Genomic DNA, 22,290 nt, shown 5'->3' on the forward strand with positions numbered 1-22,290 from the left:
AAAAATAATATAAAAATTTATAACTCATTTCTGAGATACCAAAAATGTATAGTCTCATCATCAAAATAACAATTCGAGCCCAAAACTATGTCCTTTATAAAAGGTCACCAAAAACTAAAATAAAATATTGCTCTACCCCTGAAAATGTGAAATCGTTCTTTAATACCTAGAAAATATTTAAAATCATTACCATTAGAAACAATTAAAAAAATTTTTTCTCTTTATAAAAAAAGACTTTTGAGAGCATCAATCAACAACAACTATTTCAAAAACAATACCTTCAAAATTCAACATTTCAATCATCGTCAAAAAAATTCGATTTTTAGAAGTTATAATAACAGAATACGTAAAAACCGTTCTAATATCCCACAATCTAATTATGCTCGTTTCAGCTATAATAGTCTCATCTACAAATATATTATATTTTCTAATTTTATATGCTTTTCACTACTTAAATAAAGAAATCAACTTCCATAATCTAATAAAAAGAAACTCTGCTTACCAGCCATATTAAAAAATAAATTATTTACATCACTAATCAGACCACTTTTTCATACAGATAAAATCATCAAATCTAGTTTGTTTTTCTCATTAGAGTTTTATTATAAACCAGCTTAGCATCAAACTATCGTTTGCGATCTATCAAGAATTATCAAAATCAAAAAGTACCACAATTTTATATGACCGGAGTTTAATTATCAAATCTTTATATTTTCAATAAACATCTGCATCATATTCTTGACTAAAAAAATCATTTTACTGAAACAACATTTTCAAAAAATTATGTAAAATATCATAGCTTTAGTTATATTATAAACAAGTTCACTCATAGCACAAATTGTTCTCTTTTATCACGAACATCCTACAGATTTTCTGTCATAAAAGTTATAAGTTTTCTGTCAAGAATTCTATTAAAAGTCGAATATCTCAGCTTTTATTATTAATCCTTGATTCAATAGAAGATATAGCTTATGAAAAATTGTCCGCGGACGTGATGAAATCGGTAAACATAGCAGACTTAAAATCTGCCGGCCTAAGGCCTTGCGGGTTCAAGTCCCGCCGTCCGCACCACGACATGTGAATTTTCATTTATTTTTCAGTAGTTTATTAGAAATCAGAAAAAATTAAACCACCTTTTAAAACGCTATAATAACACTCTCAGATGGTACTGAGATAATACTAAATACGAATCATTGCTGCTTTTTTTGAAGCATCTTTTTAGCACTTTCCCCCTCCCCGTCATAAAAAATTAGGAGATAGAATCAACTTTCTAAACTAAGCCGCTTTCATAGCAGATCTTGTTAAATCAAAATGTAGTCTTTTCCTTCTTCAAATGCATACTGATTAACGCGGTTTGTAATTTGGAACCTCTTCAAGATAATTCTACTGAATCTCTCTCCGTTTTTTTTGCTTCAATATAACGATCAATTTCAACAAGATCCCATTTTAAATATCGTCCTTCTTGTATAGGCTTAGGAAAAGCTCCAATTTTTACAAACTCTCTAATGTATGTCATTGACATTCCAAGATAAATTGAGAGATCTTGTATATTGACAAGCCGTTGCAAACGCATCGACAGTAAAGCTTGTTCGAATAAGCTTACTTTTTCTATTGAGGCAGTTAATTTTTCTTCATTCATTTAAAATTTTCCTTATTATCTAAGTGTTGAGAATAATTAAATGGGCGGGGACGCTGGAGGGGGATGGCTGGAGCGTCCCCATAACTTTAAGCCGCTTGAGCTGTAATCTTTTTGATGTCTTGTTCGATTTCTTCTAAAAATGTTTCCACTGCTTGATTGATGGATTCTATCTGTTCATCATTCCGATGGATCCGCTGAACCTTGAGACGTAAGTGAGCAGATTGTCCTGAAAACCCGGGATCATAGCTCACAAAGTCACACCACTGACGTCCTGTACAAGCCATTTGAAATTGCATTTGTGCTAAATATTCTGGTTTGATTTTTTCTGTCATCCAGAAACGAAGGTGGTTTACAGACTGGGGACATTTAATCTCTATGAGCCCATTCTCACCAATGAGACCATCAGGGCTTGCACCAGCCATTTCGATTGTAGGATGTGGGATGAAACCACATGGAGTAACCTCTCTATCATAAACAAAGCTATATTCTTTGAGGGCATCCCCTTCATGTTCAATGCCCCGTTGTATAGCAGATGTTGTATAAGAATGGCTGATTTCACCGACTAAGCATTCTGTCATGAGTTTGATTTTGTATTCCTCATATTTGCTTGTGGGCAAATTTCTAGCGGTTCGACTAAGAATGTTGTAAACATTTGAGGCGGTGACTTTTCCTAAACGTGCCTGAAACCATTCTGCAGTTCTTTGTTCCATCTCACACCGCTCTTTGTTCTTGGTGATGAACACTGTCTTGACTATAAGTTTCATCATAGTCATAGACGAATTCAGCAGGCTGTTGTTCTTGAGGGGATTGTTGTTCTCTTTTTTTCTGTAGGAGATGTAAAACAGTCTGTCCTTCTTGAAGAGAAAGGTCTGTTATATTTCTGACATTGGCGAAGCTCAAAACCTTTGTTTCATCTGTTTGTGTTTCCTGCATGAGGCTTTGGATTTCCATGATCATTTCATCGGATACAAGCTGCCTTTGTGAATTGGCGCCCTGATTAATTCGTTCTGCTTCATCTTCATCGTAAATACCGGAAAATCCGAAAGCATAACGAGCACATTGGATGACTGCTTTGTGACGTAGCATGCGTGCAGGATATTTCTGCCATGGGTCTGTTTTTTGTTTACACTCGTTGAGATATTCCGTGACTTCGATAGGGTCTTTAATTTCTTTCAAGCGAATAGCGCATTTGATTGCTGTCAGATTGCCGTCCTTATCGAGTTGATCTTGAAAGGTCATGCCATCAAATTTAGGGTTTGATTTGATGATCTTGATCCATCCATCAATAGAGACGACAGGAATAATACCGCCGCCTCTTTTAGGAAGAGCATAAATCTCTTTCGTGAGTGGATTTAAGCCATAAGTATTCGCGACGGAAATGAATGCAGCAAACTCTTCATCAGAGAAGTTATGACTAATACATGTTTTAATAATTGTTTTTCGAAACTCTTGTTCTGAGAACCCATATTTTGTGGAGATAAGAGCTAAAGGGGAATTTGTCATAGAAGAAATCCTTGATTTGCACGCACTTTACCCGTGATATGAAACAGGTATGTAAAAGTGAGCTTTGATTATTCTTCCTTCAAAGAAGGGGGTCCATTATGGATATTTTTGTATTTCCAGTTATTTCGGCGTCACCAAAAATCCTTGCATGCCCAAAAATCTTGGCGCCGGCATAAATATTTGCATTGTCATAAACTACAGCATCATCATAAACAGCGGCATTATCATGTATCCAGCAATCGCCATCATGTGATAAGTTGCTTTCCTTTTCAATAAAACCACCTAATTCCCCTACTTTCACATTACCAAAATCTCTCAATGCACGGATACGATAAGTTAACTTATTTCCGTATATCCAAGTTGTCTCATCAGTAATTTCGTATTTCTTTTCCATGTTTCATCTCCTTTTAGTTAGACTCTGCCTTTGTCGTTCTTAGGAAAGAACGGCATTGCATTCTGTTGTAATTTTTTGAGAAAAGAGGCGTTTTTAAAATGTTCCTTAGAGATTAAAGGACATCACTAAGACGCAAACGGTGCTGCTCTTCATAAGTACCGTAGATTTCATCATCAATTTTTTGATCTTCTAGATCTTTTCTAAAAGCCTCATAAGCATCGCTGTATTCTACAAAAGGATGTTCAATCATTTCATAAAAGCAGCTCTCTGCATTTTCTTTGATGTATGCTTCAGCAATTTCTTCAGAGATATCTTCCCATCAATTTGTTGAGAGTTCGACACGAATAATTCTTTCCACATCCTCAATGCCAGATAAAAAGTTTAAGACTTCGGTTTCATCATAAAAAGGTCCAGACCGTGCAGTGTTTTCATTTTCATTCGTGCACATGACCAAAAGAATTTCATCTGGATTAATAAAAATCGGCTTGTCCATATCTACACCCCCTCTAGTGCCTTTCGGCTGTTGATTACGCGTGATTTGTATAATAAGCATATTTCATATTAAATGAAAAATGTCAATTATAAATTTCATAAAAAATGAAATATTTGCATATGGAGGCTAATAGTGGATGAAGAAATGCTAAAAAACTTTGGGATTGTGGGGATAAAAAGGTGATAGCTGCTATTATTTTTTGTCTGATTGGCCAGAATTCTGAAGAATCGTTAAAACAGCTTGTTGAACTTCAGGCTTTGCTTGATAAAAAAGACTAACAAATTGTCCAGATCCCTCGATTAAAAAAGGGGGTACTTCACCGATAAAATTAATAATTTTTATTAACTCATCTGCTTTTATCGAGCGATTTATACCTGAGTTATTTAATATGCTGGTAAGGGTAGAGGGCAATATACCTAAATGCTCAGCCAGCATTTTTTTGCTGCCATGTCCTTTTTTAACTAATTGCTTATTAAGCCATAATCTTAACTGTTCACGTTCCATGATAATAAAGTTCTTTCAGATTGAGTGAAAAATCAATTCAATAAATTCTAAATTTTTCTCTTGATAAAATTCAGAATTTATGAAATTGTGTTATTATGAAACAAGATCCTGCATATACACTTATAAAATATTTAGGTGGAGAGTAGCTAATGTCGCACGCATTTTACATAAATGTAAAGGCGCTGTTTATCGTATAACTTACTCCAAGAAAAAAGGTGGTGCCAGTGGATTGTTTCCTTCATCTTATCAAGCACAGCTGCTCAGTTACGCTAAACTTCACAACATCGACCTGGGTCCAGAAGACTTTTTCTATCCTGAACGATTACAGGCATTAATTCAAGAAAGCTCATCCTCCCCATCTACATTTTGCGATGATTTTTCTGGTTGCAGAGATGTGTGTAAGTGGAACGATATGCAGCAATTACATTATGAAGAAAGGAAATAAAGATGGATTACGGTTTGGCAACGATGATTGTGTTTTTTATAGTCAATGTAGCCATGTTTTTTGCTGGCTTTTACTTTTATAAAATGACGGAAACGCATGAATATAAAATGACGGAAACGCATGAAAAAGAGACAGATAAAAGAATGGACAACATAAAACGTAAACAAGAAAATTTAATTCAAACACAAAAAGATTTAATGGAAAAAATTAACCGCCTTTGAGACTACTCTACTGGAATGGCAGTAAAAAGTTTGGCCCAAAAGTAGTTTCAAGTATTTTCTCTGCATGATTTGATGAAGTGTGTTCAATGATAAAGATTGGTGTACTTACGATATCTGGTTTTAGGTGGCGAACTTTTAAAATAAATTCTATTTCTTCATGTGCATCCAAATTAAAACAATCGAAAATAGTCCCTGTTTCTAAATTTGCTAAAAAAGGATTTTTTAAGGACATACACTTTTCATTTTCTGGTTTGAAACCCATTGGATATTTTCCAAAAATACCACCGTCTTCAAACACAAATAGGTTTTCGTTGTGTAATCGAAAATTATTTATTCTCATTGTTTGTCTTGTGGGATTTTTTATGATGAAATGCGTCTCAATGAAAACGTTTCTTCCAAATTCACTTGCATTTACGTTTTTTACGGTAACGTTCAACTTTGGACCTAAGTCTCGTATTTGTTTTTCTGCCCATAAAATGGAGACGTGCTCTTGTGCAGCTTCAGCTTGTTTTTTTAGCTGTTGGAATTGCCTTTCTAGATTGTTTAATCTTCTTGGCGGATTTTTTCTGCTTCTTTACGGTCTTTATTTCTTAAAATAATCCCTACAGCAAGCGATGTAACAAATGACACTAAACCTGTAAGTAAATTTGCCCATTCTAGCATCTTTTCTCTCCCCACTTTTTTAGAATCGTTGGGAGGCTACTTTTTCACACACATTTTTTCAAGACAGGTAATCACAACACGCTCTGTCATAGCGCACGCATAAATAGGTAACAACCTTAAGGGGGACAATCATGGCTTTTGAAGCCGATAAGAATGATAGTGGTAAACCGCGTGTTGATCTTATTCCACCCCTTACATTGCTTGAGGTTGGCCGTGTTTTAGAGTTTGGAGCAAATAAGTACGGTGCAAGCAATTGGCTTCATGGCATGAATTGGAGCCGTTTGTATGGAGCTGCTTTACGTCATTTATTAGCTTGGTTTGGTGGAGAAGATAAAGATCTGGAAAGCGGATTGCCACACTTGGCTCATGCCGTTTGCTGTCTTCTTTTCCTCATGGAGTTTGAAGCACAACAGATTGGTTGTGATAATCGTCCCAAAGAAAGGCAAAAGTATCATGATCATTAAGGCACAAACCATTCTCTGTTTTGATCTAGGGACAAAGACCGGTTGGGCGATTTGTGGTGCTGATGGTCACATTATCAGTGGTGTTATGAATCAGTGGTGTTATGAATTTCCAGCCCCGTCGTTTTGAAGGGGGTGGGATGCGTTATTTGCGTTTTAAGCAATGGCTTAATGAAATTAAGCTGACAGCAGGGAGAATTGATGCGGTGTATTTTGAAGAAGTCCGCCGTCATATAGGGACAGATGCCGCACATGTTTACGGTGGCTTGTTAGCAACCTTAACAGCATGGTGTGAGTATTATCAGATCCCGTATGAAGGGATCCCTGTTAGTACGATTAAGAAAGAGACAACAGGAAAAGGGAATGCCTCGAAAGAAGAGATGATTAAGGCGGTGTGTGCCAAAGGGCATGCGCCTAAAGATGATAATGAAGCAGATGCTTTGGCAATTTTATAGTTAAGGAAAGAAGGGGGCACACATGCCCAGTAAAATACCTTGGACGAGGCTTGATGCGAGTGAATGGATGAATGAAGTTTCTTATTTATCACCAACAGAAAAATGCATTTACGTGATGTTATGGTTTCAAATGCTTTATACTGGTGAACCACTTGTGAGTGACTTAAAGGCATTAGCTCTTTATGTTGGCTATCCAGTCAAAACATTTATCAAAGCATTGGATCTTTTATTGCTTAAAAATAAAATGATCATTTTAGAAGATGGTCGTTTATGGAATCTAGATGTTGAATCAGAATTAAATGAAAGCAAAGAAAAATCAGAAGCAGCGTCAAAAGCAGCTAATTCTAGATGGCATAAAAAAGTAAAAATGACACTAATCATATAAATGAAGGCGCATATGCGGATTGCATGCAGAGCGCATGCGATGCGCATAGTGTTCCGCAATGCGATCGCAATGCTATTAACAATAACAATAACATATATAAAAAAAACTAATACTATCGTATTAGCAAAAAAGAAATTTGTTCTGAAAGTTTAGAAACGAACGATTTGATTGAAGAGCCAACAGAGGTTGATGCTCTCCAGAGCTCATCAGAACAAAACGCAACGGATGTAGAAAACAAACCTCCCATTCACGAGCAAGAAAACACTCCTAAGGAAGCTAAGCGGGTTAAAAGCGATAGAGGTTGTCGTTTGCCTTCTGATTTTAAACCTGATTACGCTTTTGCCATTGCAGAGGGCTTACCTCCAAAGCGTGTGAACATCGAGAAAGCAAAATTTCGAGATTATTGGAATGCGAAGACAGGAAAAGACGCGACCAAGCATGATTGGCCAGCGACTTGGCGTAATTGGGTTCGTAGGGTGATCGAAAAATTAGAGGAAAGGAAGAACTATGAACAACAACGCTCTCAAGGCCAAAAAAGCATTGGAGAACAGATTGCAGACAGCGTCCTTGATATCGGCTCTGGAGGGTACTTTGGATCAAGTTCACAGCATGATAGCGCCGAGTTTCCCCTTGAGCTTAGTGGATGGTACCCAGTTAACGAAGCAGCAAGAAACGAGAGCTTTAGAGGCTTATGATCGGCTTCAAGAGCTGTTTGCGGGTGAAAGCTAACAAAGAGGATATCTCTAAGGCTCTTCGCATGCTTTCCTGTGGTTTGAAAATCCCACAGCGCTCAGATTATGAGGGTATAGCGCTTGCTTATGGTATGGCTTTAGAAACGGTTTCATCTTGGTCACTGATGAGAACGGTTAAACGGATTTTATGCGGTGAAATTGATGGTTTATCGGATACGTTTTTTCCTAGCACTCATGAGCTTGTAAAGCTGTGCCATGCTTTAGAAAACGAGCTTTTATCTAAAGCTAATTTAGTTCGTAAAGCCGTTATGAGGAGCTGTGAAAGAGGGAAAGCAAGTCCTCTCAGGCTTGTTGAAAGGTTAGAATTTGAAGATGTTTTGAATGGATTTGGAGAGAAGGCTTCAACAAAATAGTGAAGTTTACTGATTGTTTTGTGATTTGACATGCGTTTAAATCGACAAAAACGTACCATAGAAAGAGATTTGATAGTTTTTTGATAATTCCACATTGCAGATACAAAACGCGCTGTGTGATCAAATTTGAGACAAAGAAAGGATAGAGCAAAAATGAGAGAAAACATACTCAGTTTCAAACAATTCTTTTTAGCAAAAAATCAACAGCCTGTGAAGAAGAAAAAGTTCATAGCAACAGCTGTTGGTCATGTTCCATGGGGGCTTGGAGTAGCTGAGTGTTTTTACAATCTGTATGAGTATGATGATGGGACAAGGGAGTATGAAAAGTTTAATGGGGGTCAATATCATGAGATGCCTGAGAATACGGATTACAGTACCAAAGCGCAGGTAAAAGCGTGGCTCTATGGGGGAAATATGCCCCGGGCTATTTTGAATGTTGAGCCTCTCATAAGTGAAGTGAACAAAGAAATTCAACAGTATTCGGCAAAGGTGGTGATGTACGATCAAGAAGATGAACCCATGTTTAAAAAAATGGAGGAGGAAATAAAGAAAGCACTGGATAAAAAGTTTAAGAACAATAAGGAAAACAAATGCCAAAAAACTAAATGTTAGAAGATAATTTAAGAAATTGAGATCATAATTTTCTGCAGGAAATGAGTATGTTTACAGATAAGCAGTTAAGAGCCTTGTTTGGCATTACAGTTTTTATATTGTTATGTTTTTTAGGAATTAAAAAAAATCCTGACTTTGATTCAGGGTATTTTGATATTTGCATTTTTGGGTTTGATAATAGTAACGACTATTTTTGCAATTCTATGCAATTCTCATATTCCTTTTGAGTTGCAGCATAACCCAAAATATAAAGTTGATGATACAACAGGCTGGGTGAAACTAACACTTGATTTAAAACAGTATATGCACCAACTCTTAAATATAATCATTTTAGCGCTTGTCGTTTTAATTTTCCCAAATAGTTATAAAGAAACAGTTTCTTTGCCTGTTATTTCTAGCTATGTGGAACACAAGCTTCCTTTTTCATTAGATACCGTACTTTGGTACTCAGATATTGCTCTTTGGTATTATTTTTTAGTGTGTGTATTGTTTACTTGTGTTGTATATGCGCAGCGTCATAAACATATCGATCCTTACGATACAGTCTTGTGCTAAAAACAAAAGAAAAATTTTCGATTAGACTTTAATTCTAAAGATGTCCTGCTTGTTCTAAGGATAAAATATTAGGGAGTGGATTGTTCTGCCGTGCTTGCCATAAATCATGCTTTTGTTGTAGTTTAAGCCAAAATTCCGCATCATTTAAACCCGCTTTTTCTAAGCGTAAAGCAAGGTTAATACTGATTGCTGCACGACAATTTAAAACACGTGATAGAGTTAAACGTGCAACATTGAGATGATTTGCAGCCTCTGTTACTGTTAACCCTAATTCATCAAGCAATTCTTCTTTTAAAATACCACCAGGGTGTGGGGGATTGTACATCATGATAACACCTCAAACGTTAATGATAGTCTTGGTAATCAACAAGTTCAACATCTGTTCCAATAAAACGAAAAGTAACACGCCAATTTGCATTGACACGCATAGACCAATAACCCTTTAAATCGCCAGTAAGTTCATGTAAACGATATGACTTAATTGTTACTTGTTCGGGTGTAGATTTCGGGTGTAGATATTGTATCTAAAATTACCAAAATATTTGCTAGTTTTTTCGCATGTGCAGGTTGTATTCCTTTAACAATTCCTCTTTCGAAGAATAACTTCAAACCTTTATGCTTAAAACTAACGATTGCCATATATTACCCCTTTATTACTTGATACGATACACCATGCATTTATGTCAATCGATTATTTATTAATTAAGTCATGTTGACCATAATTTAATATGTTAAATTATAATAATATATCATTGAAATAATTGAAAAAATAAGCAAATCATGTTAAGATCTTATATCTATAAAATACAAGTTTAAGGTCAGGAAAAACATGCTCAATAAAGTGACATTAATCGGGTACCTTGGGGCTGATCCCGAAGGAAAAATGATGCCTTCAGGTGCAGAGATTGTGAATTTTCAGTTGACAACTTCTCAGAGCTATACAGATAAAGAAACCCATCAGAAAATAAAAAAACCGAGTGGCATTCCGTGGTGATTTTTAATCCTCAGCTGGCAAAGATAGCTCTCCAATATCTTAATAAAGGAAGTAAAATTTACCTTGAAGGACAGCTTCAGACACGCAAATGGCAAGATAAAAAGGGACAAAATCATTCCACAACAGAAATTGTTCTACCTCAGTACAAAGGCGAGTTAAAGTTGCTTGATGCAAGGAAAGATCAATATACGTCTCCCTCACCCACTACTTCTCAAAATTATGCTACAGCCTCAGGTGCTCAAGATCATGAGGTATCTCTTAACGATAGCATGCCATTTTGATTGAAAAATATGACAAAAAGAAAAAAACGAACAAAACGTGGACGGCCACGTATTAAAAATGTATCCGAGAACCCAATGGACGTATTTCTCGGACTAAAAAGCCATTTGTGGCTGCTGATCAATTAGCGATTGAAATGCGGGCTAAGCATTTTGGTTTGACTATAGAACAGGCAAAAAATTCACTTTCTGGAACTTATATCGGACGGCTTTATCTGCATAGTAAACTCAATCAAGACCAATATGATGCAGCACAAAAATACCTACAAATTAAAAATGATTATCTATGTGCAAAAGGTTTGCCTTATGCTATTTACGATGATTTTTCTCCTTCATCAAATGAAGAAGCACAAAAACAGTGGATTAAAAAAGCAACAAATTGTTATGAAGGGATGAAAGAGGTTATCAAAGAAGCACAATGTTTTTATCATCAATACAACCTGCATTCCGCATTACAATATCTTGTTGTAGAAGATAAAACATTACCACACCTTGTGCCTTCATTGCATATCGTTCTTAATGCGCTTCATAAACATTTTACGCAAAACCGATAAATTTTAAGCGGCATCTTGGATACTAATGGTAATCTCTTTTCCAAGAGTAATAAGAGTGGATTCTAAAGAGTCTAATTTTGTTGCGTGGTTTAAGTCCAACAATCGATCAATTTGTATTGGATTGAGTTTTAAAAGACGCGTAAGATCAGCTTTGCGTAAATTCTTTTCAACCATAGCATTATGTATTGCAATTTTTAAAGTGACCAATGAAGATACTTCAACAAAAGGATAGGCAGTATCACGAGCTCCGAAAGGGACAACTTCTCGATCTTGGAAACGCCCCATAATAACTGTTAAAAGGGCATTTTTAGCGTGTTCTAAAGCCTCTTTTTCGTCGTTACCATAGGTAATAAATTCTTGAAAGTCTTTGCAAACAACAAGAAGAGTATCATTGTCATCTTTGATAAATTTAAGTGCATATTTCATTGACATCTCCATATTCAGACTTACTTGAGATCAAGATCTTTAAGAATCTTTTGAACTAATCCTGTTCCTAACTCTTTCCGCGTGCCATGCATAGGTAAAACGGACTTTTTAGAACCACGTTTTACAAGCAAATGGCCGCCTTTCCCTGAGGTGAAACTGCAACCATGTTTTGTAAGATATCTTTTTAATTCTTGACTGTTCATAAATATAATACAACATCCAAAATGTTTAAATACAACATAAATGTTGTTGATATAAAATTAAAAGAGTAGCTTTTGAAATACTAAATTTTGATCAAAAAATAAAAAAATACAAAATATAGATTTTTTCTATTGACAATACGTGAAAAATCGTATTTAATGACATCGTTGCACTAGTTTTATTGTGTCTAAAGTTCAAAAATATCCCCTAAAATTTGGTAAAATCTTAAGCTTTCAAGATAGCTTAAAGCACTGTTTTTATTGATAAAACAGGCTAATCTATTTTGCAAATGTCAAAAGCCATTAATTGACCAATGATGTCATTAATTAATTGCCTCAAAAGGAGCAAAAATGAAAGCAATCATCACTAAGCCAATGTGTGTTGTTGGCGATAATAAAAGCACTACTCATTTTAAACCATCAACTCCAAATAATCCATTTGTAGAAATTTCCAATCAAGTCTATGCTCGACTTAAACGAGCAAACGCCGCAAAACCCTTTGTTGAAGTATTTTTCTTATGCAAGCAACTAAGCCACATTGCGCAATGATGCCCTATTCAATTCTAAAGATTCTGGAATTTTGATTTTTGGTGAAAAAATCATTAGTTCTTGAGCTTGTCTTTTATTTTGTAGAGAATACCGTATATCAAATTCATACTTTGAATATTGATTATATAATAATCTAATTTCTTCTACGTTGTCATAAGTAATTAACCAAAACGCATTCACATCCTCAGAAATAATACTTTCTAAATCATAGTGATCTTTAGATTTATAAAATGAAGTATAGAGCCCTTTTCCTTTTTTAAAATATGGAGGATCTATATAAAGGAAAATATTTTCATCTTTATTTATTCCATAACGTCGCAAAAATTCTTGCGCATCTAGCTTTGTTAAATATATCCTATCCTTTTGTATACTTATGTTTTTAATCCGACCAATTAAATCTCTTTTATTAAATCTACAGTCTATTTTGTAGTTCCCAACTTGTTGTTTTCCTCCAATAGGACCGGCGTTTTTAATGATTCCTGATCTGTTTGTTCGATTTTAAAAAAGCGCAGCAAATCCAACATTAAGTACATCTGCATTTTCAGGGGAAATTTCTTTTTGTTTATACCATTCTTCTAAGCTAACGGTTGTTGTGTTAATTTTTTCTATTAATTCTTCTGTCTTATGCAAAACGCAATGCCAAAAACTCCAAATAAATGGATCAATATCGTTAATGTAAATATCTTTAACATCATCATTTAAAAGAAGCTTTAGAGCAAGCCCACATCCACCAGCAAAAGGCTCACGATAAGAGCATCCATTTAATCCATTTTTCTCAAGAATTTCTTTGACTTTACTATAAAGTACAGTCTTGCCACCCGGATATCTCAATGGAGAACAATTATAAGCCATCTCTGTTAACCTTCAACATTAGAATAAAATTATGCTATCATATTTTATTCGTATTGGCCAGCAGTAGCTAAAGTATTTTCAGATCTTTATGCACTTTCTTTTATAGATACTTTCTTTACAGATGCTTCTTTGATTAAATATATCAATAATGGCTTTAATACTTTCATATCATTGCAAATCTCCCGATAAGTCAAGGGAGCTGCAATTGTACCGTGTTTGGCCATATTCGCGTTTGTTCTAATTTTCTTTAGAGTCCGCATAGTATTCATTCTATCTTCTGTCATATTTAGTATGGTAGAAAATACGCCTTTTGGTAACATATTTTCTAAAAATTTATCAAATGTTGTATTATCTAGACACCCTAAATGATTTGTCAGCCCTTCGAATAAACAACTAAATGCTATATATAAAAGAGGTGTATCCGAGTTAGTAGATAATCGTTTTACTGAAGAATATATACAGGCGTATTTTACAGCATCTAATTTACTTAAATGATCTGCAATTTCTGTATCATAAATATTAAAAGATGTTTTCGATTTTTGATAATTTTTATCTGTATTCGCATCATTGGGAAATAGGCTATATTGTATCTTAGAAGATTCTATTTCTTTTTTATTCCTGCCTTTGCTAAAACCATTTTTAGGATAAACAAATGTCTTATTTAGACCAAATTTCTGAGATAACTTCTTAAAGTGTTTTTCTCTATTTTCTTTATTATTATAATCACGAGAATTTAACTTTTCTTCAAGTATATCCTATGAGAATTGTTTCAGAAAATATCAAGTGCAGAATTTTTTTCATACGAGCATGAAAAGGCGAGCTTATCCTCCCATTGATTATAATAAATTCCGGTATATTCGAAAAAAGTTGATCCGGAAATGAAACGCGTTAAATTGGTAATCTCATAGAATTGTGAAATATCCTCCAGCAGAAAATTAAATAATAGGTACGCAAATCTATTCTCATTTGATGGAAAATAATGTGCTTTTTGTATAGCATTCCATGGCTTCACACCTTTTCCTTTGTTTTGTCCCGCATGTTTTGCCTCTATCCAATGCTTAGCCTCTTTTCTATCAGAAACAATCAAGCATTCTACAGAATTTATTTGAATTTGACGGCTTGCACTATATTGGCTAAACCTTCGAAAGAGATGCTTTGGAGCTAAATTGGGCTTATTAAGAAGCATAAGTGCTACTAATCGTCGATTACCTTCTGCAACAATATACTTTTTTCCATTTTGCAATACTATCAACTTTTCACATGGAGAAATCCTGTTTTCAGCAATATCTTTAGCCAATTCTGAAATTTGTTCCGCAGCACAAAGAAGATCTATAGCATCCTCTTCAGTTGAGCATGCAGGAATTCTAGGATTTTCTAGATCAAGTTTAAGTTTTTTCAAAGAAATTTTTTTAGTGTTTACCATCACCTACTCTACATTTAAAAACATCGAATCGTAATATCTTGATATGATAAAATGACAAATATTTTATATTATTGTAAAGTCTCATTGTCATATATAAATCACACTTTAGTAAGTTCCTCAGTCTTCTCTGATTTAAAAGCGCGTGATGTTTTCAAACATCGTCTAATCTTTTACTTGTTTTTCAAAGTAAAATAAAAGTAAATGCTGTAATAAGAAGTCTATTTAGATACTGATATAATTTGAGGAAACTCTACAAAAAATTCTCTATTCGTAATTTCGTCAAGTCGTTCCTATTATAAATGCAGCCCACTGTTCCAAAAGAGCATGTCTTTGTTCTAAAAAATCTGTCCGCATATAAGCTTTTGTTACTGAACTCCCAACTGAATGCGCAAGAACAGTTTCGGCAATCTCAAATGGTGTGGATGTCGTCTCTGCTATCCAGTCTCTTAAACTTGAGCGAAAACCATGAGGTCTATAATCAAAACCTTTGTCTTTCATGAATTTAGAAAGTGTTACATCAGATATAGGCTTTCCAGAACTCCCAGCAAATAAAAAACCATTTTTTTCTATTTTTTTTGCTTTTTCAATAACAGCAAGCGCTTCAGCTGTAAGCGGCACACGAAAATCAGAAACCTTTCCAACAATCCCCTTCATATTTTCTTTTGGGATAATCCATATTGATCCATAAATCTCTTCTGACCGAATATGCCTAATTGGCATAGAACGAACACCCGTCAAAATAAGAAGTTTTAAAGCTAGATTTGATACAATCTCATCATTTAAAGATTGAAAAAATTTAGGCACTTCTTTCCACGGCATTGCTGGAATATTTTGGGTATTTTGAATAAACTTTCCTAACAAAGCTTTTGCTTTTGGTATCAATTGCATATCCACATCTATACCAAGTGCCGCCGCATGTTTTATAGCTATATTCAAGCGGGATAGAGCTTTATTTGCTGTTTCGTTTTTTGTCTTCCAAATGGGAGAAATGCATCCTTTTATATCAACTTGCGTCAATTCAGTAATTGGCATATCACCAAGTTTAGGAAAAATATGTAACTCAAGAGGTGTTAACCACCTTGCTGCTTTTCCTTCATTTTTCAATTCGTTTTTTTTCGCTTCAAAAGCGCTAGAGGCAATTTCTCGTAAAGAAATACCACCCCCTGCCCGACGCAAATATTCTTTTTGTTTTTGGCGAATTGGGTCAATTCCTTGATTTAAAAGATCACGACAAGCTGAAGCCTTGAGCCGTGCCTCTTTAAAGATACATTGCGACAGGAACCTAATCCCATTTCTCGTCGTCTTTTGTCGTCTTTTATTGAGATCAAACCTAAAAACCCATCGTCCTTGATCTGGTTCAGTTTTGATAAGCCATAAACCAGCTCCGTCAGCATATTTGCCTTTAGATAGATTTTTTACAGATAAGACAGATAATCTATCACGCGTTCTTATTCTCCGAACCACCTTTTGAACCACCTTTTGAATTGCGCTTGGAGCACTTTCATCTGGTACCAAGATTATATACAAAAGGCAATTTAATAAATAAAATTAAATAAAAACAAATAGTTATTAAATAGAAAAAAAGATAAACCGCGCTATCAGGTGATATTGTAGAGAGTTCTAAGGGAAGAAAAAATTAGTGCAAAAATGGTGCACGCCGTCTGCACCATTTTTCAATAAATTGATTAAACAACAGAGCTCCCTTTGTGAAGCTGTCATAACACTATTAAACAGAATTATAATTCTGCAAAGTTGTAAATCAATTCAAGTATAGTGATTCAGTTTATATTTATCACGTACTGTAGAACATCTTTTATATCAGAAATAGCTTTGAACAATAGTATTCATTTCTAAAAATGAGGGTCTATTGGTTTCGAGGATAACATCACTAGCTTTATACGGTGATCTTTTTATTGCAAAGAATATTTTAATCAAATCCTACTTTAGTATATTGATTATACAAAATCTAATTTTAGTGATATTGTCATAAGTAATCATACAAAATACTTTTGTGTATTGAAAGATGATATCTTTTAAATTTCGTTTGTCCTTAAATTGATAATACAATGTGTTACAATCTTCTCACTTTTTTAAATATAGAGAATCTATATGAGAAGTATTTTTATTTTTTCACAATTTAATAAAAACTTCCTTGTATTTAACTTTATTAAATGAATTTCATATACTTATATCACAAATACATTCAATAATCTTTTCTTTCAAATGAACGAGCATTTTTAATGCTTCTAGATTTATTGTTGTAATTTAAAAGTGCCATAAATTCTACGAACAATAAATAGTTATTTTCAAAAGATTCTTTTGTTCCTAACATTCCTTTAAGTTAATGGAAATTGACTCGATCTTTTCTATTAACTCCTCTGTTTTATGCAGAACGCAATACTAAAAGCTCCCAAAAAACCGATTAACATCATTAATGTAAATTTTATAACATCATTATATACTCAAGCATGCAACGGCTAAACTCTTTAATTTTTTGCAGAAAAGAAATAGTTTCCACAACCCATGCTAATAATTCAGCGTTCCTTAAACGCTTGCTTCTTAGCACCTATATACAGCACCTATATACATTGTGTATACTTTATTAAGTAATAAAAACTACTCTTTAATACGGCAGATATAAACACCCCACAAAAGCCTAATCCTGAATTTATATATTTTTTGAGATTGACAATTTGATCCAAGATTTATATTTACCTTATCAAAGATTTATATTCATAAACTCTTTTTTTATGTAGCGAACAAGATACCCGTTTATTATCTACCACGACTGAATTCTTATCAAACCTCTCCAAAATAACTTCGCCCTTCTTGTTAATAATTGTCCGTTTAGCTTTCGGATTTGATTCTATATATTCATTAAGGCGGTTTACGCTCTGCGTATGTTTGTAAAAAGTGGCTGGAAGATACTTGTCTAGCTCATCATAAGATACAAAAAAATCTGATTTACATAAGACATTGTTAATATTATCTCTGTGTAGTTTTTCTAATTTATCCATTTCACAATAAAGCTTTTTAGCTAGAGCCAAACTAAAAATCCCACATTCAGAAGCACTCCGTTGAATATCCATTTCTACTATAGAAAAATGACAATTAGGTAATTGACTTTCTTCAATGGCCATTTTTACTCTCATTGCTAGTACCGCCGGCTTCATATGCTTGAATGATACAGGCTCAAATAATATCAAAGACATCCTCTCATTGATCATTCGATGATCGAGAACTGCAAAATGGATTTCGTTATCTCCTAAGCTAACTATCAATCTAGAAAATTGAATCTTATTATCTATTGTGTTTTTTATTAATATAGGAACATCCTCAGGTGTTGCAGAAAATTTAAGGTTCATTAGTAGATATTTTTCATTTGCTTTCTTTATCAGAGAAGGCATCATTGCTAAATCAAGCTCTCCATAAAGCATGTCATACCAACTACCATGCATCATGTCGTTTTCTAGACGCATAATAGTACTTTTTAATGGTTCAGCATTCCAAAATATAAAATTATACTTTTTTCTAAATCTAGTATTTTCTTTTTTCTGACACACAACATCGCTTTTATTTTTTTTTGAACAACAAATTATGTTTAGTAAATCTTTTAGTTTGGGCATATATTAATTTCCATATTGAGAATTATCACTAGATAATGAACCTCATTTATGACTTTACAATGTTATGCTTTAATCTCTTTTTCATTCTAAAAAATGAGGCAATGAAATTGTTTTGTAAAAACTAAGCTGCTTTCTAAAGGAAAATCTGAATTTTCAGAACAATCGCTTAGCTTTTACTAAAGAAAGTCCTACCATTATATCTGTATTGAAAATTAAGCCACATGCTAGAGCGTCTTTGTACTCTCCTTCAGGCTCACCTACCAAAATTAAAATCACATTCAGCCAGGCCATATATCGTGTTTTCAAGCCTGTATGAATTTCTTCTTTTCAGCTAAAAGATTTTTCTTGCGTCAGCTATTTCAAGCAGCAGCGCAAAGCTTTTATATTGCAAACAAAACAAACAATTATTATCCTATACTGTTTGAAAAACAAGAACGCATAAAATCCCTCATACGAGCTATAACCACTAAGGCTTTTAAAAAGTCCGTAATTTTATTCATAAAACCAGCCATTCATAATATCGTGACATATAAAATAGAAAATATGAGAATACCTGTACTCTTAAACAGATTTTATTTGCTTATTCAATATCTCAATAGGCCTTTGATATCTTCAACAGAACAATTATTAACTTGTTTATCACTATAATAAACAGATTGTGTTCGTAAATAAAGCCTATCTTCAAACTCTTCATATTGATGTCTTACCAAGAAAGCCTTGTGTGTTTGTTGCTAGCATTTCAAATGCTGATCCTTATTCAAAAATCAATGTTTTTAGAAATTTGGCAGAGCGTTACCATACTAATAAAAGAATAATTTTCAAAATCTTACTCAAAAATGCTAATCATATTTAAATTATGAAAAGCGATTTCATAGTTTCTTAATACAAGTAAGAAAAGAAAAATTCATTGTACAGTTAACTCTTAGAAAACAAAATACAATGCAAAAATTCCATAGAAATAACATGAAACATTTGTTGTAAAGTATTGGAAATAGATAAGCGTTTTATAAATTTTATGAACATAAAGACGGCACAAGAGAGAGCTTAAAAACTATCAACATCATAATATTTATAAGGTTTTAGATTATAATACCAGGTATAGCTATATAAATAAATGTAGATTTATGAAGAAGCAAACGCTTATAAATAAACTTAAATACAAACCACTCATCAATGAAGAAATAAAGATTATATAAAATCAAATTATTATTAATTTATTTTAGTTAGTTATCTTGGAACTGATCTGAAGAGAAAGGCAATAGTATAATTTCTCAAAATAAATAAACTAGCTCACCCTCTTCATTTCATCTAAAAATCTTAAAGAATTATTAGTATTGATACAGCTAAAGATATCATTACTGCACGGTTTAAGAAATCAATTCCTAAAAAATTAGGAATCGCTACATCTCATTTTTACAAAAATCTTGATCAGGAATATTAAAACAACTTACTGTTGTAAAAAAATTATATAATACTTCAAAAACTTTAGATTATAGAGTCTATCCTAATCTCATTGTAATTTTTAAATTCTTCTTCAGCTCGTGTACTGATAAAGTTCTATTTTCCAAGCTAATAATTAATTTGTTCAAATGAGCTTTTAAAAATCTTTATAGAATAATCAACAATGTATGTTAAAGAAAGATCTTCCTAAACTAGTTTAAGTAGTTTTCTCGTCATCAGTGCCATTTTGTATAAATTTTCCCTTAACATAATTTAAAGACTACTTTCAAACTATCTTTTAATGCCACCATAACATCATTAAATGGATTCTAATCATGTAAAATTGCAGATTAACATTCCCCTCCACACTTCTAAATTTTTCTGTTTAAATAAAATCAAGAGCGCTATCTGAATCTTTCAAGCTGTCCAACACTCTTTCTTTGAATTCAACAATAAAAGACTAATCATAGCACTTCTCTTCACATCTGAATGAGATAACACCTAACGCTTAGCCCCCCCCAACTTGAAAGGTCTTAAAAAACTCCTATAAATGAAATGGAAAAACACATTTTAACAAACCATAGCTGTCGCCTTTAAAGCATTCGCTCTAAGTACTTGTATTTTCTTTTGTATTTCTTTGACTTTCCCAATAGTTTTTATAATTGCCTTTGCTTTACTTTCTGATATGCTAATACTTTTAGCAAGTTCTTCATAGTTCTTATCATTGATTGCCTTACATTCACATGGTGAAAGACGGTGATTAACTTTAATGATAAAATCAGAGATACTTTTATTAAGAAATGAAAGACTCCATGATTTCAGAGCTTTTTCCCACATATCTTCTGGCATATCAAGAATGCATTGCACTTCCTTGCTGGGCATTTTTACTACCTGTCCACAACGTTTTTGTCTTTCTTTATACTCCTTTAAGATTTGATTTCTAGAATCTTCTACAATATTTGCATAATTTTTAATTTCATTACTCAGTTTACAAAAACTTTGATTAGTAGCTTTAGTTTTTTTACTTATGAAATACTTTTTGTTATCACAACATGCCATAATTTGTTCAGAAAACACCTCCCCTAAATTCGGATCCATATCAATCATGTTTATTATCTCGTTCAATTGATCCGAATGTCCATAAATAAATCTTGCACAATGCTGGATTTTATCTCGTTGCTCTCGAACAGAACTATATTCTAAAATTTTTTCAATCATTTCATCTTCACTCAAAGCAGCTAATTTTTCTTCTGGGATAAAAATTTCTTTAAGATCTTTAGTATCTAAAGCTGTAAAAATGAAATCACTACCAAGTTTGAATGTCCTTAATTGTTCTGGTGTAAGGGAATCTTTATTGGAGAGGATACAAGTATCTCCCGCTTCTATTACAATAAAATCTGAAGCAAGGAATTTACCAATCCCCTTATAGGTTTCACCTTCTCTCGCTACTGTAATCAACTTTTCATTCGAATCAAAGATATTATATTCTTTGGCATTGCTTATGAATTGCTTTAAAATACCGACCTTTTCTGGATTGGAAATATCTTCAAACAAATGTTGCAAAGGCTTCATATATGCGTTTTTTGTAACCTCAACACTCACATATGTCATGCGCTTTGTTGTTGTAGCGGAAAAGTCAAGTTTATAGCCTACAGATCTGGCTAGCTTTACAAAAAACAATCTTTGTACGCGTCCATTACCTTCCCTAAAAGGATGAATATAATTGATAGAGCCAAATATTTTTGCTGCATTATGAACAAATTCTTCACGCGATAAGCCTCTCAAATAATTCTTCTCAGAGAGTTTTTGATCGATGAAATCTAAACCTTCCTTAATCTCTGAACCAAATGCAAAACCAAAATCGGAATCACACTTTGCCATGGAGGGCATCACAGCCCTTGTACCATCTAAAAATGTAAATGGAACATCACGGGTGCACCCAGCCCATTCCAATGCATGCTGAAATAAACGTTTATGCAAATACTTTAGATAAGAAGAATCAAACCGCTCTGGAGCAGGTTCTTCTAGCACCTTAACAGTTTCTTTTAATGCATCATGCGTCATTCTCTCCTCGAACTTTTGAAGCTCCATGATTCCATATTTATTCTTCAACACTCTACTGTCAGGATAGACATAATTTTTAGGAGAAGGGATGTTAATATCCTCCAACTTTATCATCATTTCACTTTTCTTCATAACAACATTTCTCTAATTTAGATCTATACAATACCCCCTCATATATCTTCATCAAATTTTAAATCTTTTAAGATAAGAAAATACACCTTGTCCATTTACAATAAAAGCTCATGATCTATATTCACTAATTCGTAACACAATTGTAATTTTTTATATTGAAGTGTTAAGAATTATAAAATCATCAGTTAATATTTTCATACACTCTGATTTGCTTTTTAATTCGCTTGTATAAAAAGATATATCTTTATACTTTGCACTCTATACTGTACTAATACTAAACACTTGATTGTAGTAAATATTTTCCTAATTTACAAACA

General features: G+C 33.5%; 26 protein-coding genes, 1 tRNA gene and 3 pseudogenes. 12 read left to right on the top strand and 18 right to left on the bottom strand.

All coding sequences use genetic code 11. The features are described 5' to 3' along the window. Nucleotides 1-985 precede the first annotated feature (985 nt). A tRNA-Leu gene (locus O99_RS02265) sits at nt 986-1,071 on the top strand. Between the two features lie 301 nt (nt 1,072-1,372). Here O99_RS02265 and O99_RS02270 read toward each other — a convergent pair. The 7 genes from O99_RS02270 to O99_RS02295 all read right to left on the bottom strand — a co-directional run bounded on the left by O99_RS02270 (nt 1,373) and on the right by O99_RS02295 (nt 4,533). After that, nucleotides 1,373-1,639, bottom strand: a complete 267-nt coding sequence (locus tag O99_RS02270; protein WP_035006111.1) for a helix-turn-helix transcriptional regulator — start codon at nt 1,637-1,639, stop codon at nt 1,373-1,375. Nucleotides 1,640-1,725: 86 nt separating this feature from the next. Beyond that, nucleotides 1,726-2,349, bottom strand: coding sequence for a lambda exonuclease family protein (locus tag O99_RS02275; protein ID WP_035006113.1), 624 nt, complete (start codon nt 2,347-2,349; stop codon nt 1,726-1,728). 1 nt (nt 2,350) lies between these two features. Next, a complete protein-coding gene (gene bet, locus O99_RS02280; protein ID WP_035006115.1) occupies nt 2,351-3,142 on the bottom strand; it encodes a phage recombination protein Bet in 792 nt (263 codons plus the stop codon). A 79-nt stretch (nt 3,143-3,221) separates the two neighbouring features. After that, nucleotides 3,222-3,536, bottom strand: a complete 315-nt coding sequence (locus tag O99_RS02285) for a hypothetical protein (RefSeq protein WP_035006117.1) — start codon at nt 3,534-3,536, stop codon at nt 3,222-3,224. A gap of 112 nt (nt 3,537-3,648) precedes the next feature. Further along, nucleotides 3,649-3,786, bottom strand: coding sequence for a hypothetical protein (locus tag O99_RS07185; protein ID WP_328286234.1), 138 nt, complete (start codon nt 3,784-3,786; stop codon nt 3,649-3,651). A 69-nt stretch (nt 3,787-3,855) separates the two neighbouring features. Next, a complete protein-coding gene (locus O99_RS07190) occupies nt 3,856-4,029 on the bottom strand; it encodes a hypothetical protein (protein ID WP_328286235.1) in 174 nt (57 codons plus the stop codon). A gap of 192 nt (nt 4,030-4,221) precedes the next feature. Then, nucleotides 4,222-4,533 (bottom strand): helix-turn-helix domain-containing protein, encoded by a 312-nt coding sequence (locus O99_RS02295; protein WP_035006118.1) that lies wholly within the window; start codon nt 4,531-4,533, stop codon nt 4,222-4,224. Nucleotides 4,534-4,980: 447 nt separating this feature from the next. Here O99_RS02295 and O99_RS02305 point away from each other — a divergent pair, with 447 nt between their 5' ends. Beyond that, nucleotides 4,981-5,199, top strand: coding sequence for a hypothetical protein (locus O99_RS02305; RefSeq protein ID WP_035006120.1), 219 nt, complete (start codon nt 4,981-4,983; stop codon nt 5,197-5,199). 7 nt (nt 5,200-5,206) lie between these two features. Here O99_RS02305 and O99_RS02310 read toward each other — a convergent pair whose 3' ends face one another. Then, nucleotides 5,207-5,635, bottom strand: a complete 429-nt coding sequence (locus O99_RS02310) for a hypothetical protein (protein ID WP_154655484.1) — start codon at nt 5,633-5,635, stop codon at nt 5,207-5,209. Between the two features lie 358 nt (nt 5,636-5,993). On the opposite strand from O99_RS02310, the gene O99_RS02315 reads away from it, so the two are divergent. The 7 genes and pseudogenes from O99_RS02315 to O99_RS02340 all read left to right on the top strand — a co-directional run bounded on the left by O99_RS02315 (nt 5,994) and on the right by O99_RS02340 (nt 9,460). After that, nucleotides 5,994-6,326, top strand: coding sequence for a dATP/dGTP diphosphohydrolase domain-containing protein (locus O99_RS02315; RefSeq protein ID WP_035006123.1), 333 nt, complete (start codon nt 5,994-5,996; stop codon nt 6,324-6,326). Beyond that, nucleotides 6,316-6,778 (top strand): annotated as a pseudogene (locus O99_RS02320) (crossover junction endodeoxyribonuclease RuvC). Before O99_RS02315 ends, O99_RS02320 begins: the two are co-directional and overlap by 11 nt. 22 nt (nt 6,779-6,800) lie before the next feature. Next, complete coding sequence (locus O99_RS07035; RefSeq protein WP_235692186.1) at nt 6,801-7,163, top strand: DUF1376 domain-containing protein; 363 nt, start codon at nt 6,801-6,803, stop codon at nt 7,161-7,163. Between the two features lie 164 nt (nt 7,164-7,327). Beyond that, nucleotides 7,328-7,858, top strand: a complete 531-nt coding sequence (locus O99_RS07040) for a hypothetical protein (protein ID WP_235692187.1) — start codon at nt 7,328-7,330, stop codon at nt 7,856-7,858. A gap of 23 nt (nt 7,859-7,881) precedes the next feature. Next, nucleotides 7,882-8,268, top strand: a complete 387-nt coding sequence (locus O99_RS02330) for a hypothetical protein (protein ID WP_035006688.1) — start codon at nt 7,882-7,884, stop codon at nt 8,266-8,268. 153 nt (nt 8,269-8,421) lie between these two features. After that, entirely contained in the window at nt 8,422-8,880 is a 459-nt protein-coding gene (locus O99_RS02335) for a hypothetical protein (RefSeq protein ID WP_035006125.1), read from the top strand. A 47-nt stretch (nt 8,881-8,927) separates the two neighbouring features. Next, nucleotides 8,928-9,460, top strand: a pseudogene (locus tag O99_RS02340) (hypothetical protein). Nucleotides 9,461-9,469: 9 nt separating this feature from the next. Here O99_RS02340 and O99_RS02345 read toward each other — a convergent pair. Further along, on the bottom strand, nt 9,470-9,763 hold the full coding sequence (locus tag O99_RS02345) for a HigA family addiction module antitoxin (protein ID WP_035006126.1): 294 nt from the start codon (nt 9,761-9,763) through the stop codon (nt 9,470-9,472). Between the two features lie 16 nt (nt 9,764-9,779). Then, the gene (locus tag O99_RS07220) at nt 9,780-9,863 is read right to left on the bottom strand and encodes a type II toxin-antitoxin system RelE/ParE family toxin (protein WP_407636708.1); all 84 of its coding nucleotides are present in this window, start codon (nt 9,861-9,863) and stop codon (nt 9,780-9,782) included. Nucleotides 9,864-10,264: 401 nt separating this feature from the next. Here O99_RS07220 and ssb point away from each other — a divergent pair. Together ssb and O99_RS02360 are read left to right on the top strand one after the other, a co-directional pair. After that, nucleotides 10,265-10,710 (top strand): annotated as a pseudogene (gene ssb / locus O99_RS02355) (single-stranded DNA-binding protein). A 107-nt stretch (nt 10,711-10,817) separates the two neighbouring features. Beyond that, the gene (locus O99_RS02360) at nt 10,818-11,261 is read left to right on the top strand and encodes a hypothetical protein (protein ID WP_407636703.1); all 444 of its coding nucleotides are present in this window, start codon (nt 10,818-10,820) and stop codon (nt 11,259-11,261) included. 3 nt (nt 11,262-11,264) lie between these two features. Here O99_RS02360 and O99_RS02365 read toward each other — a convergent pair whose 3' ends face one another. Next, nucleotides 11,265-11,687, bottom strand: a complete 423-nt coding sequence (locus O99_RS02365) for a hypothetical protein (protein WP_035006129.1) — start codon at nt 11,685-11,687, stop codon at nt 11,265-11,267. A 20-nt stretch (nt 11,688-11,707) separates the two neighbouring features. Then, a complete protein-coding gene (locus tag O99_RS02370) occupies nt 11,708-11,890 on the bottom strand; it encodes a type II toxin-antitoxin system HicA family toxin (RefSeq protein ID WP_019220217.1) in 183 nt (60 codons plus the stop codon). A gap of 348 nt (nt 11,891-12,238) precedes the next feature. Between O99_RS02370 and O99_RS02375 the strand changes: the two genes are divergently transcribed. Continuing rightward, the gene (locus O99_RS02375) at nt 12,239-12,436 is read left to right on the top strand and encodes a hypothetical protein (protein ID WP_035006131.1); all 198 of its coding nucleotides are present in this window, start codon (nt 12,239-12,241) and stop codon (nt 12,434-12,436) included. On the opposite strand, the gene O99_RS07050 is transcribed toward O99_RS02375, so the two are convergent. From O99_RS07050 to O99_RS02410, 6 genes are all read right to left on the bottom strand, one after another. Next, entirely contained in the window at nt 12,416-12,913 is a 498-nt protein-coding gene (locus O99_RS07050) for a DNA adenine methylase (protein ID WP_328286244.1), read from the bottom strand. The genes O99_RS02375 and O99_RS07050 overlap by 21 nt on opposite strands. Nucleotides 12,914-12,934: 21 nt before the next feature. Beyond that, complete coding sequence (locus O99_RS07055) at nt 12,935-13,288, bottom strand: DNA adenine methylase (RefSeq protein WP_235692188.1); 354 nt, start codon at nt 13,286-13,288, stop codon at nt 12,935-12,937. A 769-nt stretch (nt 13,289-14,057) separates the two neighbouring features. Continuing rightward, a complete protein-coding gene (locus O99_RS02390) occupies nt 14,058-14,711 on the bottom strand; it encodes a hypothetical protein (protein WP_035006134.1) in 654 nt (217 codons plus the stop codon). A gap of 279 nt (nt 14,712-14,990) precedes the next feature. Then, a complete protein-coding gene (locus O99_RS02395) occupies nt 14,991-16,175 on the bottom strand; it encodes a tyrosine-type recombinase/integrase (protein WP_235692189.1) in 1,185 nt (394 codons plus the stop codon). A gap of 1,247 nt (nt 16,176-17,422) precedes the next feature. Next, nucleotides 17,423-18,337: a YopJ/AvrA family T3SS effector serine/threonine acetyltransferase gene (locus O99_RS02400; RefSeq protein WP_035006135.1), complete on the bottom strand. Its 915-nt coding sequence runs from the start codon at nt 18,335-18,337 to the stop codon at nt 17,423-17,425. A gap of 2,010 nt (nt 18,338-20,347) precedes the next feature. Then, entirely contained in the window at nt 20,348-21,973 is a 1,626-nt protein-coding gene (locus O99_RS02410) for a BID domain-containing T4SS effector (RefSeq protein ID WP_035006139.1), read from the bottom strand. Between the last annotated feature and the right edge of the window lie 317 nt (nt 21,974-22,290).

Source organism: Bartonella rochalimae ATCC BAA-1498 (assembly GCF_000706645.1).
In the GTDB taxonomy this organism is placed as follows: domain Bacteria; phylum Pseudomonadota; class Alphaproteobacteria; order Rhizobiales; family Rhizobiaceae; genus Bartonella; species Bartonella rochalimae.

What these genes read in the sequence shown, in the direction of transcription:
- O99_RS02270 (WP_035006111.1), bottom strand. Translation starts at nt 1,639, where the DNA reads ATGAATGAAGAAAAATTAACTGCCTCAATAGAAAAAGTAAGCTTATTC.
- O99_RS02275 (WP_035006113.1), bottom strand. Translation starts at nt 2,349, where the DNA reads ATGGAACAAAGAACTGCAGAATGGTTTCAGGCACGTTTAGGAAAAGTC.
- bet (WP_035006115.1), bottom strand. Translation starts at nt 3,142, where the DNA reads ATGACAAATTCCCCTTTAGCTCTTATCTCCACAAAATATGGGTTCTCA.
- O99_RS02285 (WP_035006117.1), bottom strand. Translation starts at nt 3,536, where the DNA reads ATGGAAAAGAAATACGAAATTACTGATGAGACAACTTGGATATACGGA.
- O99_RS07185 (WP_328286234.1), bottom strand. Translation starts at nt 3,786, where the DNA reads ATGATTGAACATCCTTTTGTAGAATACAGCGATGCTTATGAGGCTTTT.
- O99_RS07190 (WP_328286235.1), bottom strand. Translation starts at nt 4,029, where the DNA reads ATGGACAAGCCGATTTTTATTAATCCAGATGAAATTCTTTTGGTCATG.
- O99_RS02295 (WP_035006118.1), bottom strand. Translation starts at nt 4,533, where the DNA reads ATGGAACGTGAACAGTTAAGATTATGGCTTAATAAGCAATTAGTTAAA.
- O99_RS02305 (WP_035006120.1), top strand. Translation starts at nt 4,981, where the DNA reads ATGGATTACGGTTTGGCAACGATGATTGTGTTTTTTATAGTCAATGTA.
- O99_RS02315 (WP_035006123.1), top strand. Translation starts at nt 5,994, where the DNA reads ATGGCTTTTGAAGCCGATAAGAATGATAGTGGTAAACCGCGTGTTGAT.
- O99_RS07035 (WP_235692186.1), top strand. Translation starts at nt 6,801, where the DNA reads ATGCCCAGTAAAATACCTTGGACGAGGCTTGATGCGAGTGAATGGATG.
- O99_RS02335 (WP_035006125.1), top strand. Translation starts at nt 8,422, where the DNA reads ATGAGAGAAAACATACTCAGTTTCAAACAATTCTTTTTAGCAAAAAAT.
- O99_RS02345 (WP_035006126.1), bottom strand. Translation starts at nt 9,763, where the DNA reads ATGATGTACAATCCCCCACACCCTGGTGGTATTTTAAAAGAAGAATTG.
- O99_RS07220 (WP_407636708.1), bottom strand. Translation starts at nt 9,863, where the DNA reads ATGCGTGTCAATGCAAATTGGCGTGTTACTTTTCGTTTTATTGGAACA.
- O99_RS02365 (WP_035006129.1), bottom strand. Translation starts at nt 11,687, where the DNA reads ATGAAATATGCACTTAAATTTATCAAAGATGACAATGATACTCTTCTT.
- O99_RS02370 (WP_019220217.1), bottom strand. Translation starts at nt 11,890, where the DNA reads ATGAACAGTCAAGAATTAAAAAGATATCTTACAAAACATGGTTGCAGT.
- O99_RS02375 (WP_035006131.1), top strand. Translation starts at nt 12,239, where the DNA reads ATGAAAGCAATCATCACTAAGCCAATGTGTGTTGTTGGCGATAATAAA.
- O99_RS07055 (WP_235692188.1), bottom strand. Translation starts at nt 13,288, where the DNA reads ATGGCTTATAATTGTTCTCCATTGAGATATCCGGGTGGCAAGACTGTA.
- O99_RS02390 (WP_035006134.1), bottom strand. Translation starts at nt 14,711, where the DNA reads ATGGTAAACACTAAAAAAATTTCTTTGAAAAAACTTAAACTTGATCTA.
- O99_RS02400 (WP_035006135.1), bottom strand. Translation starts at nt 18,337, where the DNA reads ATGCCCAAACTAAAAGATTTACTAAACATAATTTGTTGTTCAAAAAAA.
- O99_RS02410 (WP_035006139.1), bottom strand. Translation starts at nt 21,973, where the DNA reads ATGAAGAAAAGTGAAATGATGATAAAGTTGGAGGATATTAACATCCCT.